The 16,406-nt window shown below is 47.4% G+C and carries 5 protein-coding genes; 2 read left to right on the forward strand and 3 right to left on the reverse strand.

All coding sequences use genetic code 11. The annotated features are described in order from the left end of the window. Both AC58UW_RS15815 and AC58UW_RS15820 read left to right on the forward strand, forming a co-directional pair. On the forward strand, window positions 1-900 hold the full coding sequence (locus AC58UW_RS15815; protein WP_497421607.1) for a fumarylacetoacetate hydrolase family protein: 900 nt from the start codon (window positions 1-3) through the stop codon (window positions 898-900). A 149-nt stretch (window positions 901-1,049) separates the two neighbouring features. Next, on the forward strand, window positions 1,050-2,684 hold the full coding sequence (locus AC58UW_RS15820; RefSeq protein ID WP_497421608.1) for a GMC oxidoreductase: 1,635 nt from the start codon (window positions 1,050-1,052) through the stop codon (window positions 2,682-2,684). Window positions 2,685-2,747: 63 nt separating this feature from the next. Here AC58UW_RS15820 and AC58UW_RS15825 read toward each other — a convergent pair whose 3' ends face one another. The 3 genes from AC58UW_RS15825 to AC58UW_RS15835 form a co-directional block, all read right to left on the reverse strand. Then, window positions 2,748-4,229, reverse strand: a complete 1,482-nt coding sequence (locus AC58UW_RS15825) for a GMC oxidoreductase (RefSeq protein ID WP_497421609.1) — start codon at window positions 4,227-4,229, stop codon at window positions 2,748-2,750. 135 nt (window positions 4,230-4,364) lie between these two features. Next, window positions 4,365-9,065 carry an NPCBM/NEW2 domain-containing protein gene (locus tag AC58UW_RS15830; RefSeq protein WP_497421610.1) on the reverse strand — a complete coding sequence of 1,567 codons (4,701 nt, stop codon included), beginning with the start codon at window positions 9,063-9,065 and terminating at the stop codon, window positions 4,365-4,367. A gap of 74 nt (window positions 9,066-9,139) precedes the next feature. After that, on the reverse strand, window positions 9,140-16,312 hold the full coding sequence (locus tag AC58UW_RS15835) for a discoidin domain-containing protein (protein WP_497421611.1): 7,173 nt from the start codon (window positions 16,310-16,312) through the stop codon (window positions 9,140-9,142). Window positions 16,313-16,406: the final 94 nt, after the last annotated feature.

Here is a 16,406-nt window from a genome sequence, read left to right on the forward strand (position 1 = left end):
ATGAAACTGCTTACATTTAGCCAAAACAATGCTTTCCAGCTAGGGATTCAAACCGATTCCGGTGTCATCGACGTCGCACAAGCTGTTCAGCAGCTATCACCGGCATTCGCTGTTCCGACAACGGTTACCGAAGCTATCCAAGGCGGGGCAGCTGCTACCGAAGCTCTACATCAACTTGTCCACCTCGCACTTGAGAGCAATGATCGCCAAACGCTGATACATAATGAAGAGACTTTAAACTACGGTCCCTGCGTCACAGATCCTGGCAAAATTATTTGTGTCGGACTTAACTACCGTAAGCATGCCGAAGAAACGAATGCCCCCATCCCACAGTATCCGATTCTTTTTAACAAATTTAATAATACGCTGACAGGACATGGCCATGATATCGCCCTCCCCCGTGTCACTAAGGAAGTCGATTATGAGGCGGAGCTCGTTATCGTCATTGGCAAGCAGGCCAAATACATCTCCAAAGAACAAGCGTTGGATCATGTCTACGGATACTGCTGTGTCAATGATCTCTCTGCACGCGACCTGCAAATGCGTACTGCGCAATGGCTGCTGGGGAAATCGTGCGACGATTTCAGCCCACTTGGCCCTTATCTGGTCACTGCAGACGAGGTTGGCAATCCGAATGACCTGAAGATCAGCACCACGGTCAACGGCAAAGTACGCCAAAACTCGAATACAGCGGATATGATTTTCCATTGTGACGAAGTCGTCAGCTATATTTCCCAGCATATGACTTTATACCCGGGAGACATCATTCTCACAGGAACGCCAGAAGGTGTTGTACTCGGTGATCCGGTTGATAAGCGCGTCTACTTGAAGGATGGCGACGTTGTCACCATTTCCATCGAGAAGCTGGGAAGTTTGACGAACCGCATGGTTAGCGAGTAAAGCATTCCACCGAGTTAAGGGCTGAGGATACGTATCCTCAGCCCTTTTTCTCATATCAACTCCTCACCTGCATAAAATGATATAAGCAAAAAAGAATCACCCTAGATCCGCTGAACGATATTGGATTTGCGAGGTGAAGGGAGCGCGCTATGAGGGTTTATGTCGCACATGACGGGGAAACACTCGCTACAGTCTCGAGAAAATGGGGCGTTGATCTCCAAGAGCTATTGCCGCTTAATCCGCATATTTCACATAAAGATCTGAACATTTCAGGTAACTCCATCTATCTTCCTCCCCATTTTCCAACTCATCAACGAACCTCACTTCCTCCTGTATGTCCTAGCCCCAGTAAGCCCCAACATACGAAATCATGGATACCGCTTGCTCCCCTCGATCAGATGGAGATGACCGATTATGATGTCCTCATAGTTGGAACTGGCGCAGGTGGCGGAGCCGCACTCTGGCGACTATGTGAACAGTGGGGCAAAGACGGTAAACGAATTGGCGTCATCGATGCTGGAGAGCTGATCCTGCCTACACATGCCTTTAATACCGCCACACTGAACCCGAGTCATTATGATCGTTACGTACAATTCTGGACGAATCCCAAGTACTGGGAGAAAATAGAAACGGAATGGGAGCCGTATATCCCTTCCTCTAGGTCGACTTGGGTACCGCCCTCTTTTCATCAGTTTTATGGCGTCGGCGGCAGAACGATCTTCTCATCTGGCAATAGCACGCGTATGAGTCCCCTAGATTTAGCACATTGGCCGGTACCCCCTCAAGAAATGGATAAATATTACACAATGGCCGAGCAGTACATGACTGTCACGCCCTTTTTTTCAGCCAGGGCACCGGCTCTACTCCAGCAGCTTCAAAACAACGGGTTTCCTGAAGCCACTTATCTTCCGACTTCTACGGATCTGCAAACTACAAGTTATGGTCAGATTCGTTCCGACATTTGGTTCAGTACGATTCGCCTTTTGGCGAATGCCATGTTCCGCAAGCCATTCGACCTAGCTGTGAAGTCGCGAGCTGTCCAAGTGTTTGTTGAAAATGGCAAAGCAGCTGGCCTAAAAGTGTTAGGCCCGGATAAAAAAGCCTTTTTCCTCAAGGCCAAAACCATTGTGTTAGCCACGAGTACCTTTGAAACCCCGCGCATTCTCTTAAATTCGGGTATACGCAGAGGTGCGGTTGGTCATTATTTGACAGGTCACTCAAGAATTAAAGCAGACATAACCATTCCTTGTCCTCCTGACATCTCTGGCTCCCTGCAGCTTCTGCTGCCCCGTACGCTTGAGCGTCCCTATCAAATTGCCATTCAAAACAGCTCGAACTCCAAACAGGAGCCGTGGGCACTTCATCTGAATGCCTATGGCGTAGTCGAATCCAAGTATAAGAATTATGTTTCACTTGATTACCTCAAACGGGATGATGATGGGATCCCCTTGGCTATCGCTCATTTTGCATACAGCCCCCAAGATGAATCCGTCATTCATCAAATGAATGAAGGCGTTGCTCTTGCTATGAACGCATTAGGTGGACGATTCAGTAAACACATTCTTCTGCCGCCCGGACTCGAGTTCAATGATATGGGAACGTGCCGAATCGGCCATGATCCGGCCACCTCCGCCGCTAATCCTTATGGCCAAATCCATGGGATACAGGGTCTTTATGTTGCAGACAGCAGTATGCTCCCAACTAGTGGTGTAGGCAGCCCGATGCTCTCGATTGTGGCCTTGTCGATTCGAACAGCCGACAGCATCATTGAGCACTTAAAATAAAGCCTCAGACATGCCTGTTGCCCCATTTCTCAGCGCATACAAAAGCAGCCTTAGATTTATGATCTAAGGCTGCTTGCATTGCTCAACAATATAATCTGCGGTGCGAATCGCTAGTGCTACCGTGGTTAGGGTTGGATTGGCCGCCCCGCTAACAGCCACTACACTGTTATCGGCCACATAAAGTCCAGATATTCCATGAACTTGACCATAAGGATTCGTCCCAGAGGTCGATGGATCTGCACCCATGCGACAAGTCCCCATGTCATGTCCGTCCTGTCCCGGCAAGCTTAAACAGATGGTTGGCTGCCCATTTTTTGAAATTAGAGAAGCTTGCATGGCCGAATAGGCCTTCTCAAGCCCCTCCCACATTTGCTGTATAACATCCAAATCACGTTGGCTGTAGCAGAAATCAATCTGAAGCTCAGGCACACCGTACTCATCGCGTTTATTTTCATCTAGGCGAATGTGGTTCTCAACGCGCGACTCAACGACTCCTATTCCTATTCCTGAAATTTCAATTTCAGCTTGCAATGGCTGTTGCTTATTATGGTACCAATAATATTCACCAGGACCGTATAGCAGAATCTCATAAGGATACACTTCTGTATGAGGCACCAATATATTTAAATTACCCAATACTTCAGGAAATTCACTCCGACTTATGATTGCTGTGCTAATTAATCTGGAGTGATTAACTAAATAGTGACCGATACCAGGCCCACGAATGCCGGAATTTAGCAGTAATCTCGGTGTCTCCATGGTGCTTGCTGACAAAACGACATTTCTGGCTCGTAGCTCATACACCTGTTTGTCAGATGACATTACCTGCACGCCACAAGCCCTCCCTTGCTCATGCAGCACCTGTACAGCTCTTGCATTTACGGCTAGATCATATGGGATGCGGTCCAGGGCATTAGCAAGCAATAAAATCGAACTGAAAAACACGTTTGAATTCAATGTTAAATTTGCTGCAAGCGGCATGGGGGTCGCGTTAGGAAACCCGCCGCTCAGTAAGCGCCCAAGTAGGAGCTCCGTCATTGCGGCTCCCTGGGGATAACTTTTTGTAACATTTAATAGTGCTTCCGCAATGTTGTAGTAAACTTCCAAATCGCCATAACTTATCGGCCAATCCTTATAATCAGCAGGGTGCATCCGTGGACTTGTTGCAGCCCACAACAACGTCCTGCCACCCAAAGCCTGAAAACGTTTTAGGCTCCACGGGAGATTTGAACCATAGGCACATCCGTTCCGTGGAGGATATCGTCCCATCTCTGTACTATTCCAAAGGTCCTGCAACCGATTGAAGTCATAGGTAGGCATATTCATCGCATGTGAGGTCAGAAATAGATCTCCCGCCTCAATTATACCAACGCGCTTTCCGCATCCCTCCCATTGTTCGGCCAATCTCCAAAGCATGGCGCCTCCTCCAGCCCCGGTGCCAACAATTAGGACGTCATACTCCGTTGCTGCCATCTCTTCTAGTGAGGTAAGAGGAATCCATCCATCCAGATGCTCGCTCTGCGAGGTTATCCCATTTCCTATCATTTTCAACCACATCCTTGGGTCAGATAACCCAAATATATGATTTCTTTACTAATCTCAGACTTTATGTGCTCCAACAAAACAGAAAATGTGCCCGGTCAACTTACGTTGAACCGGGCACATCATGTTGAACAGCTTTTAGAGGATCAGTTTGGCGATACCTACTATATCTTCAATGCTAATCTTGCCGTCATGATTGTAATCCGCGCTTTTCGCCTCATTCCAGTCGCTGCTAATCGAAGTTTTCCCATAATGTGCAGCTGCCTTGCCCAAATCGCCAATATCGACGGCGTTATCCCCATTGATATCTCCTTGCGCATATACGGTGATGATCTGCCCGCTAAAAGCTTGCAACGCCTGGTTTAACGTATTGGCCGCTTCATCTAGCTGTTGTTGGGTAGCCGCTGGGTTCCCGCCCACAGCAGCTGCCGCTTGGATAGCAGATAATAACACTGCTTTGGAGTTAAGCGCATATTGTCCAACTAGGGTTCCTTCTACTGCATGATCATAAATGGACTGTGCCAGCTGAATGACTGTCTGCAGCGTTGTTTTATCTGTCGCCGACGCTGTAACCGATACCGTTAGGTTAGCTGGAGTAGCATCCAGTTTCTGCGCTAGCCCATTGGAAACAGCTACTTGGGTCAGGACCAGATTTGTTGTCGTGAACGGGTGATTCGGCTTCGCGAACCAATTGAATTTGAATACATCCCCGCTTGCCGTTATCGCCCCTGTATTCCCTTGGCTCACAGCGATAATCCGAATTTGGCCAGGTACGTCGGTATGCGTCTGAACCTCCGTAAAGCCAGATACTAACGGATCTACGGATACAAAGTCGATGGTGCCGGCATCAAAAGTTAATGTGATATCTGCCGCATAAACCGCCGAATATACGCTGGCTGTTACATTGTTTAAGCCGAACTGCGTCGAGAACGCAGCACCTGCTTGAACGACTGCCGGACCCGTAAGCGTAGCCTGCGGCATGTCCGTCGGCAGAGGTGTCTGACCGCTGATGATAATGTAATTGGAGCCTTGAATACCGCTGCCATCTGTAGCTGTTGCTACCACCTTGACGATCCCGTCCTTTTTCGCGGTTAGCAGTCCGCCATCTGTAATGGTCGCTTTATCTGTTATGGTTACGCCATCTGTTTCATAGAACGCCCATGTCACAGACTTGTCCGTCGCATTGGCCGGGAGCACCGAAGCCTGTAATTGAAGGCTTCCGTCCTTCTCGGTAATCGTAGTCGCCGAACTTGTGACAGCGATCGATTGTACGTTCACCTGCCCAATCTGTGTTAGCACAAACGCTTGCAGTGCGGTGTTCAACGCTGCCGTTGCAGCTTCGAGCTCCTGATTAGCAGCAGAATTCAGGTCTACAGTATACTGCGCTTGTACGATTGCTGCTAGCAGGGTTGATTTCGAACTTGCCGGGTAATTGCCGACGGCTGTTCCTACTACAGCAAGATCATGTTGAACCTGGGCATTCGCAATAAGCGCCACTAGATCAGCTCTATACGTGTTTTCAGTAACCGTAACATTCGCTACAGCCGGAATGACTGTGCCATCTACATCACCATTCACGATAAAACTGCCAGCTGCCGCATACTTGGACGAATCTATCGGATCCCACTGAACCGACTTAACGGCAGTTGTTCCATTGTTGTACATCACGGTGACACTTGCAGGCAGAACCGGTGCAACATCCTCAGCCGTAACTACATTTACTGGCATAACGCCCGAAATCACGGGAGCCTCTGCTTCAACAGTCAGCTTCGCATCCGCCCAATCGCCGTGATCCTCACTGTTTCCATTGCCTGAATCCGTAACTTCCAAGATTAGCTCTTTATAACCTTTAACATTCACTTTCATAAATTGGGCATTATCCGACTCTCTCAATACACTTCCGGAGTAAAGTGACTCGATTGTGTTATCGTTCTTCACTCCTGACACTTTAAATTGGATCGAGCCGTTGTAACTTCCGCCGTTCACTTCCTTATCTACGCCAATGAAGGAGGAGAAAGTTTCATAATTAGCCCCAGTAAGATCATACTTGATCACTGAATTGGCATGAGTGCCAAGGCCTTTGGCCAAAGAAAGATCCTCGGCTCCATTCATCAATACGATCGCATTGCCGCCAATGCTCTTGTCTTTCTTAACATCCAACCATCCCGAGGTTGCGCTTAACCAGTTCAGATCGCTCAAATAGTTAACTTCAGGCAAATCTATCTTCTGTTCGGCTTTGCCTTCCGCAACTCTAAACGTCGCATTGGCCCAGCTAGCATGATCCTCGCTATTATCGTTATCGCTCTGCGTAACAACAAGCTCCACGATGCTTGCGCCAGCTACACGGACATCAACTGATTTAGCCACGTCGGTAACTTTCATTACACCGCTCGCAAATTTCTCTACGCCGTCTACAAGCACCTTGAACTCTACATCGGCGTAAGATGGCGATTTGGCGATTTCTTGGTCGACTCCAACAAGAGCATTGAAGGACTCATAATTTTTACCGGAGATATCAAACATAATTCTTGAATTCGCATGTACGCCAAAGCCCTTCTCGTACGTTACAGCGCCGTTACTGCCCATTAGTCTTATCGCATTTCCGTCCAGGCTTTTGTCCTTCTTAACGGTTAACCAGCCTGAGGATGCATGTAACCATTCCAGGTCGCTCGCGTAGCGATCCACCAACTCAAAGTTCAGCGTGTAGACTTCTTGTTTCGCTCCGCCGTCTGCTGTAGCTGTGATGGTTGTTGCGCCTGGCAAGCTGTCGGCTGGGTCGATGACCAACTGCACGTTTTCAGATGCTTTGTCCACGGTAACTGTCGGAACTTCCAGGTTTTTTTCTCTCAAAACAGTCAGCATCGCCGTGCGATTCTCAGAATGCAGGCCACTGACCGGCACTCCGTTCACTTTTACATTTTTAATCAGAGAAGGCAGTCTTTCCACTTTCCATAATTGACTGTCGCTTCCGGTATATGTGTTTTGAACAACCGGATTTCCTTCAGCTGCAGAACCGTTGCTGTTTTCCAATGCCAACAAGCTATTTACGTTGGTAATTTTGAAGTAGCCATTGCCGACATTGGAGATGGCCCACTGCTGGTTTATGGCTGCAGGATCTGCTGCAGTTTCAGAATCTGTCCATTGAATGACTGGTTTTCCAGGCGATTTACTGGCGCCCGGAACATCCATAACATGTCCGCTTTGCTTATTGGCAAGCTTATATTTGCCCAGACCCAAATCATCGATAACCCACTGTTGATCCAGCGCACCCGATTGGGTTCGCCCGGCAACAGCCGCTCCATTCGCAGGCGGACTCCCGACTCCCAATGCTTTGCCGGTCGCTTTATTGACGATGCGATACAACGTATTGACATCAAAGGAGTCAATCCCCGTTCGAGTTGGAACTTCATTGGTGTAAGAGCCGACTGCCAGCTCGCCTGCAGCAGCGAAGCCGCCTACGGCCGAATTCACTTCCAGTTTGACATAGCGTGCTGTTTGCGATGGGAAGGTCACACGTTTCATGGTCTTGTCCCCGTCCCATGTGCCGCTTTTAACCGAAGTGAAATTCGTTCCGTCCTCGCTTACGTATAACGTATAAGAAGTAATCATGCCTTGTGTTAAATTTTGCGAAGGCAAATAATTCAACATATTAACGTTGTTGTACGTGTAGCCTAAATCGAGTGTAATAGATTGAGGCAGAGATGTGCTGGTCTGCCAAACCGTCTCAACGTAAGTATTTACATAATCCATATGCCCATCAATCGCATTGCTTGCATTCCCGCTAGTAGCCGTTGCTGAATTCGCTGTAATCGGATGCTCCATCACGATTGGTTGTTGCGGCAGCGGAGGTCGAGATTCATTCGGCGTCCAGGCTTGTCCAATCTCCCCCAATCGATTGACTACGTTATCATCCAACTCCCCATCCGGATTCGGTGAAACGTTGACCAAAAAGTTTGTATAACGCGGTTCCAAATAGCCAAGATGATCCTGCACAATATTCTGCACGCTTGCCGGCTCTGTATTCGTCATCCAATCGTGCCAGAACCATTGATTGGATACTAGCGGCATGCCCTGATTAGCGGCAAACGAATTGTTGGCAGGTGCCCAAACGCCCTTAGGTTCTTCGAAATAAATGATGTCCTCATCCCATGGCTGCGTTTGTCCATTATGATCCACAATAAGAATATTAGGTTGTAAGCGCTTTATTAATTCGCGAATTTCTTGATAGGGAACTTCATTATGACCCATCTCCCAGGCCCAGCCGTCGATAATCAACACCGGAATTTCGCCGTAATTCGTCAGCAACTCGGTTAGTTGCCCTTTAATAAATTCGATATCCGATCTGCTGACCGAACCTTTCTCAATCCCTTGCTGACGATCCCAGATGGAGAAGTATAGCCCCGGCAAAATTCCCTGAGCACGCATGGAGTCTACATATTGTCTTACGATATCTTTCTTGTAGGGGCTCTTCATCACATTGTAATTGCCATATTGGGTTGGCCATAGGGCAAATCCGTCATGGTGTTTGGTCGTTAGAACGGTATATTTTATGCTTGCGGATTTGGCGGCTGTTGCCCATTGATCCGTATTCACATGCTCAGGATTAAAAGATAGCGGATCTTGTCCTGGCGTGACCCATTCCTGATCGTGATAGGTTCCCATGTTATAGTGGATAAACATACCAAACCTGAGATCCACATAGTTTTTCTGATTCGTGTAACTATCATTGACAACGGGGTTTGCCGGGGTTTGATTATTTGTAGTTGCAAATACGGGGGCCACTGAGGCAAAAAAAAGCATAAATATTAGTCCTACGCATGTTGAAATCTTCTTATTCAATTAAATCCCCTCCTTTTGAAAAAGTAAGCCTGCTGAAAGCAGGCTTACCGTACATGTTGCTATAAACTTTCTTTCTAATTGATCAAATTCGCATATTGCAGCACTCGTTTGATGATGACAGCCGCTTCAGCGCGAGTGGCTACATCTTGAGGTGCAAACGTCGTTGCTGTTTTGCCTTGAATCAATCCTTTGCTGGCGGCGTCTGCTACCGCGCTTCGGGCATAATCCGACAACAGGTCTTGATCAGCGAACGGAGCATTCAGCGCGCTGGCGTTAGATGCTGATGATCCCTTCACGAGCCCAATTGCTTTCATCATCATCACGACCATTTGCTCTCTTGTAATCTGCGCATCTGGGTTGAATTGACCCTCTGCTATGCCTTGAACCAAGCCGTACTTGGCCGCTGTATTCACTTCTGGGGCATACCACTGCGTGTCTGGGACATCGGTGAAAACACTTTGCCCGGCCTCCTCAGCAAGTCCCAATCCTCGCACAAGCAAGGCGGCGAATTGAGCGCGGGTGACTTGCATCTCAGGCGTATACGTACGCTCCGAAGTCCCGTTAATAATCATCTTCGAAGCTAACTGTTCCACATCTTGCTGCGCCCAGTGACCAATCATATCGTCAAACGTTTTCTTGTTTTGAACGATCGCGTACAAACTGTTCGTATTCCGGGTCACCTTCACTTCAGTTTTGCCGCCCTTCACGGAAAATACGGAAGGCACGAATTTCATTTCTCCTGTAGCCGGGTCATAAACGACCGCTGTCGCTGCCGACGAATCTTGAAGCATTGTATCTACATGAATAACGCGTGTCACAAAGCTGTTGCCAAAGCTATGAATTTCCTCTTCTTTGTCCTTGGTTTTAAGAATGACTTTATAATCGATCATATCGCTCACACGCTCCATGCCCTTATCGGAAATGGATTGATCAAATTTCGTTTCATGCAGTGATTTGGCCTTATCGATACGAATAATCAGCGTCGCACCTTCTACACCTGCCATAGCTGAGAAATCCGCATTGTTCAGTATCGACATCGGAAGATCGTATGTGCCCAAATGGCTTTGTACCCTTAAAATGGTATCTTCATGATCCTTCAGGTTGTCGAACAACGTTGGCAGCGGTAATTCTATGGCATTCAACTCACGCTCACCAGGAATCTCAAAACTCAAAACGGCGCTGCCGCTCGTTGCTTGCAGATCTGTTAGTTTCTGCGTCAGACGTTTGCTGTCAATAACCGCTGTTACAGACGTTTGACCGTCTTGTGCCGTTTCGATTCGGAGTTCCGATTCTTTGGGTACGTATAGGGTCGCATCCTCTTTCGTTGGCGGAGTTATCGGCCCCGCTCCTCCCCCTATTCCAGTTCCAGGTTCAGACACTGCAACAGAAATCGTTAGATTTGCCAGGGACGCATCCATCTTTTGACCAAGTGCATTAGAAACGGTTACCTTGGTTAGATTCAGATTCGTTGTCGTGGATGACTGTTGAGGCTTTGCCTTCCAATTGATTTTGAATACATCTCCGCTTGCGGTAATAGCTCCTGCTTCACCTTCACTGATCGCGATAATCCGAACTTGACCCGGTACATCCGCTTTCGTCTCAACCACTGTAAAGCCGGATTTCAATGCATCCACGGATACAAATTCAATCGCATTCGCATCGAAACTTAGTAATATGTCTGCTGCGTACACGCTGGAAGATGCGCTATTCATTACGTTAGTTAATCCAAATTGGGTTGAGAATGCAGCTCCTGCTTGAACCGCTGTCGCGCCTGTTAACGCAGCATGAGGCACATCGGTCGGTGTCGGTGTCTGACCGCTGATCAGAACATAATTGAAGCCTTGAACACCGCTGCCATCAGTCGCTGTCGCCACCACTTTCACAATTCCATCATTATTCGCCGTGAGCAGTCCGTTGGCATTAATCGTTGCTTTATTCGTCATCGTGAGACCGTCGGCTTCCCGAACGCTCCAAGTGACTTGACCGTTTGCACCCGAAGGCAGTACTATGGTATGCATTTGCAGCGTGCCGCCTTGTGCCGTAATCGTATGAATACCACCTGCGCCGCTCACAGAAATCGATTGAACGAGGTACACACTATCGGTTACTGTCACATTCGCAACAGCAGGTATGCTCGTACCGTTAACTGTACCGTTCACGATAAAGCTGCCGACTGCCGCATATTGGGACGGATTAACCGCATTCCATTGCACAGACTTCTGAGCCGTCGTCGCATCATTAAAAGTCACGGTTACCGTGCCAGGCAGCACCGGCGCGGTGTAGGTAACAGTAGACACTGTTACTGGTATTACGCCTGTAATGACAGATGCAACTTGCTCCCACTTCGCATACAGCGTGATATCAGTTGCTGGGATCGTATTCACACTGAAATCCCATGGTGTAGTCAACGCTTCCTCTTGATACCAGCCCGCAAAAGTAAACCCGTTCTTCACCGGAGCTTCAGGTGCTGCAATCTTCGAACCTTCTACAGTTCCGTACACAGAACGAACCTCACTTCCACCGTTGCTGTTGAAGCTCACGGTCGTACCTGTTTTGAAGACGGAGAAATTCCACTCGTAGGACCATCTTGCGGCAATCGTTCGATTCTCGGTATTCAGTTCGATAGGAAGCCATACATATCTGGAATCTTTTAGATCATTTGGATACCAGCGATCGGCCATAAAAATGAATTTATTCGGCACAAGATTGCCATTGACATCGCGGTAAGGCAGAACATGCGTGCTTTGACTTTCGTGAGTCGTTCCTTTCCAGTCATCCACAAACGGATCGCCTTTATCCTCCCATGGACCAAACATGCCATTCGTGGACACGTGATAGTTAGCACGGTTTGGATTCCAACCCGTCAAGCCGGACGTAATCATATAATAAACGCCGTCTTGCTTGAAGACCGTTGGGGCTTCCCTCCAAGATTTAAAAGCTCTTACATAATGAACGCCCTCTACAGACTCGCCATTTCCATTCTGAGCAGGACCCGTGTAATCATCATTCAACATCGTGATAACGGTCGTAGCATTTTCTTCAGATGCATAAATCAAATAGGCTTTGTCATCTGTAGCATCATTGCCATCATCATCGACATATAGCGTCATATCGCGAAGCATGCCGTCATTGCCACCGGGTTCGCCTTTATTCGGCAATCGGAATGTTCCAAGATATTTGAACGGCCCCGTCGGCGAATTGCTGACGGCAACGCCACCTTCCGCCGTCCAATAAGATCCGGCGATCGGCCCGTCTTGATGCCACCACATCACATATTTGTCCGTTTTCTTGTTGTAGACGACCTTTGGACGTTCGACAACTTTATCCCAGTTAAAATCTTTGTACATCGCTTGTTTCTCTGCATTCGTTTTGTCCGCGTACAAAGCATTTAGCTCAGCTATACGTTCAGGCGAATTATGTTTGCTTAACGAATTGACCGGCGATTTCATTGAACCCGTATAGTCGGCATCTCTGCTAGTGATGTTAACTACCCGATTCGGATCGAAAGGAACACCGCTGTTCTTATACGTCTCGCTATTCTCGTCCAAATATAACGGCAGGTTCCCGCCAGGCAATACTGATTCGCCAAGCTGCGGGTTGTTGAATACCGGCAATACGATCCCTTCATTTTTCCAATTATACAAATCCTTAGAAGAGTACGCGTGAACGCCAGTTACCGGTACATAACCTGAGCCAACATTATTTTCTGTTTTGTCTTCCCCATACCAGTAGTACGTTTTGTTCTTCTCGTTGTACAGAACTCCTCCGCCATGAGCCTGAATGGGAACGCCGTCTCCATCGAGCCACACTTCGCCACTTTTAATGGAATCTGTTTTACCAATAGTCTGATAGAGATTGTATAAGTCCTGCAGAGCGCTAGTGTAGTAAGGAATGCTTTCCTCCGTTAAATCGCTGAGCGTACCGATTGATGCAATTTTACTTTCAATTGCAGCCGCTACTTTCGGACTAATGCTAGACGCTGTACGTAATTGCGTAATGGCATTTTCCAAGCTTGACGTATCGAAGCCAGTGGATATTTTCTGGCTGACAGCGATCTCTGCAGTAGTTAGCGTATTACCATCGCCGCCTGTAGAAATAGCCTGAATTGCTACATATCTGGCTTTATGCGATTTGAATGTTGCCGATTGTGCGCTGGAACTGGATGTGTCCCAAACGCCATTCGCTGCAAAAGTGAAATTTTGGTCCAAATAAGCTTGCGTACCGTTCACCGGTTTATTGGTTAAATCCGCTTCGCTATAGTAAATCTTAAATTGCCCAATTCTTCCGTTCGCCTTGTCCTGTCTTGGCGTAACCATAACTTTTCCAACATCCGGCTTGTTCTGACCCAGGTCCACAATGATGTAATCGCCAGCTCTGTATTTTCTTCCGTTTGATTCCCAGTTGGTTTCATAAAACGTTGAATTGTTGTTATCCAGCATGAGGCTGGAAGGATTTGATCCATACGCTTCCGGAGCGTAGAAGAGACTAATCCCGTTAGTTTGCTGTTCATTGCTTTGGATTTTGGCTATTTCGGCAGTGAGTTTGTTTGCCTGCTTCACCATTTCTTCTTTGGTTGCCGTACTGTTGTTCAGGAGCGTCGTACCTTGCGTGCGCAATGTTTTCAGATCAGTCAAATAAGCAGAATCACCTGAAAAATTGTTAATGAACGTAGACGCTGCAGCCATCGCATTGTCAAGCTTGGACGTATCCAGAGTAAATCCAGTCTTGTTGAAAAAATTAATTTCAGCTGCAGATGCATACTGCTTACCTGCATCGCTTTTCGAAGCAAGCGCTGTAAACTTCACATAGGAAGCGCCGTGTGCGTTAAAGGTTGCCGACTTCTCCAGCCTGTCCGCATCCCATGTTCCTTCGGCAACTTTGGTGAAAGAGGTGCCATCAGGGCTAACGGATATTTCAAACTTGGTTACAACGCCGTTCCAATCAGTATCCTGCCTCGGCACATAGCTTAGCTTGTAAACACCGTCATACGCCTTGTTAAGGTTGTAAGTTATGGATTGTGGAAGCGGTGTATAGGAGCCATCCCAAGCCGTATGCCATTTCGTGCCGATGTCGCCGTCCAACGTTTTCGCAGGTCCTTCGCCGGATGCGGAACTGTCTGCCGCTGCCGTTATTTGGCTTTGCGGTATGATTCCGGACGAATTAGATTGCTGATTATACTCAGCGGTAATTTTGCCTGTGATGTTTGTGATAGCTTCTTGTGTCACGTAAGCGGTATCCCGAACTGCCTTACCCTCGCTAACTAACGATTGCAATGCCGTCAAGCTAGGGTTAGCAGTTATCAATGCCTCTGCGCTGGCAATTGTCTGATTTAGCGTATCCTTATCTACGGTAAAACCTGGCTTTCTCATCATGTTGATCTCGGCTGCCGATGCATACTGTGCTCCGGAGCCGTTCGTTTGGTCAACTTTTAGTCTTACATAGTGAGCGGCGGTCGACGTGAATGTTGCTGTTTTCTCGGTTTTGTCGTTATTCCATGTGCCTTGCGCAACAGGATTGAAAACGGTACCATCATTGCTCGTTTCGACGGTATACTTCGTAATAATGCCATTCCAGTCTGCATCCTGCCTTGGTAAATAGCTCAGCTTGTAGACATCGCTATAAGTTTGCCCAAGGTTATAAGTAAGGGTATGCGGACCTCCATCGTAAGGATCCCAAGACGAATGCCATTTGCTTGAAGCATTCCCATCCAGTGTTTTCTCAGGTCCTTCTCCGGATTGAGCGCTGCTAGCCGTTGCACTCATCTGACTCTGAGGAATAACTGTATTACTCGTATAGGATGCTCCGTCAATCACAAACGTTGTAATTGATTTCGGGCTAACTGTCGTAGTTAATGTTTTATTAACGATCGGAACATTTGCATGCTGCTCTACATTTTCCGCAGAAGATGAAACATATGGCGATGCAGTCCCAGTGACCGCATCGAACTGCGACATGTCTAATGAAATATCTTGGCTCGTCGTGTTTGCATTTTTATATACAACATAGATTTTATTATTGGAAGGATCATAAGCGGCTAACGTGTTATCGTTGTTATCTCCAATGAATCTTGATCCCTCTGGGATAAATCTACTAAACTGCGCCATTGCATAATATTTCTTCCCGTACCACCATTGCTCCGTATCGAAATCTGCGTGAAGAAGACCCCAGTTCATGTCTTCCTTCTGCATGTTTTTTTCGCTCTCAATAGCCTGCCAAAGTACCCAAGCCTTAGGTTCAAGCCAAGTAATATCCGTCATAATTCTTTCTGCTAGTGCCAAGGCTGGTTCGAAATCATCATGATTATGAGCAACACCGGAAGGACCTAGATCCACCTCAGACATCCATAACGGCTTATCTGCAGCTTTAGCTGCATCTCTTACAGCAGTTCGGTTCGACCCGCTGTATGTATGGGTATTCATTTGGCCAATGTTATCCTTTGTTGCAGCGTCATACGAGTTCCAGTCGGTCATAAATGTATCTACACTTGTTTCGTCCATAGCCGAGATTGCGACAGATTGGAGTCCTTTGGAGTCAAGCTTGGCACGAGCCGCATTAATCATTTTCGCTTGCGAGCCCGTATCCCAGTGAGAACCTTCTTGCCCTCCGCCAAATCCCCAATAATTCGTATTCGGTTCATTGATCGGAGACAACGTATCGAACTTAATTCCCTCTGTATCGAAGTGTTTGACAACAGTCGCCAAATAATCTGCGAAATTATCATACTCCGTCGATTTCAAGTTATCTTTCCAAGCATCCGAATTCCCAGTCGTACTTCCACTAACCGTCATATAGTAAGGAGCAGAATTGGAGAACGCTTCCAATTTATCGGCCCCTCTTGCTATTGCTGCTCCAAGCCACCAACGTTGATTCGCATCCTGTGTCCAATCGTACACGCCAGCCGAAGGCGAGAATCCAGGTACTTCACCGCCTTGGCGCATCGTTTCATACGCAGGATTTTCACCACCACCTATGTTGTACCTGGCAATATTGAAATTCAATCCCTGGGGCGAATAAAGCGCATCGGCCAAAGCGTTTTTAGTATCCTCGTTCCAGCCGCCTGTAACATTACCAAACCAAGCTAAGGCTGTCCCCCACCCGTCCCAGGATTGCTGCATGTTGCTTGGATCTAGATTAATCGTAGCTGCAGCGGCACTTGCCTTCTGAGCAGGTAATCCGTAAAACGTAGGTGTAAGTAAAGAAACAGCAAGGCAAGAAGCAAATAACCTACGTCCAGTTTTTGTAGTCATCATAAAAACCTCCATCTTAGATAGCTTAACAACAAAAAACCATAATTTGGAACCGCTTACCAAAATACCTAAAAAAATAATGGGAACCGATTTT

The sequence above is a fragment of the Paenibacillus sp. J22R160 genome (assembly GCF_059692135.1).

What these genes read in the sequence shown, in the direction of transcription:
- AC58UW_RS15820 (WP_497421608.1), top strand. Translation starts at nt 1,050, where the DNA reads ATGAGGGTTTATGTCGCACATGACGGGGAAACACTCGCTACAGTCTCG.
- AC58UW_RS15835 (WP_497421611.1), bottom strand. Translation starts at nt 16,312, where the DNA reads ATGACTACAAAAACTGGACGTAGGTTATTTGCTTCTTGCCTTGCTGTT.
- AC58UW_RS15815 (WP_497421607.1), top strand. Translation starts at nt 1, where the DNA reads ATGAAACTGCTTACATTTAGCCAAAACAATGCTTTCCAGCTAGGGATT.
- AC58UW_RS15825 (WP_497421609.1), bottom strand. Translation starts at nt 4,229, where the DNA reads ATGATAGGAAATGGGATAACCTCGCAGAGCGAGCATCTGGATGGATGG.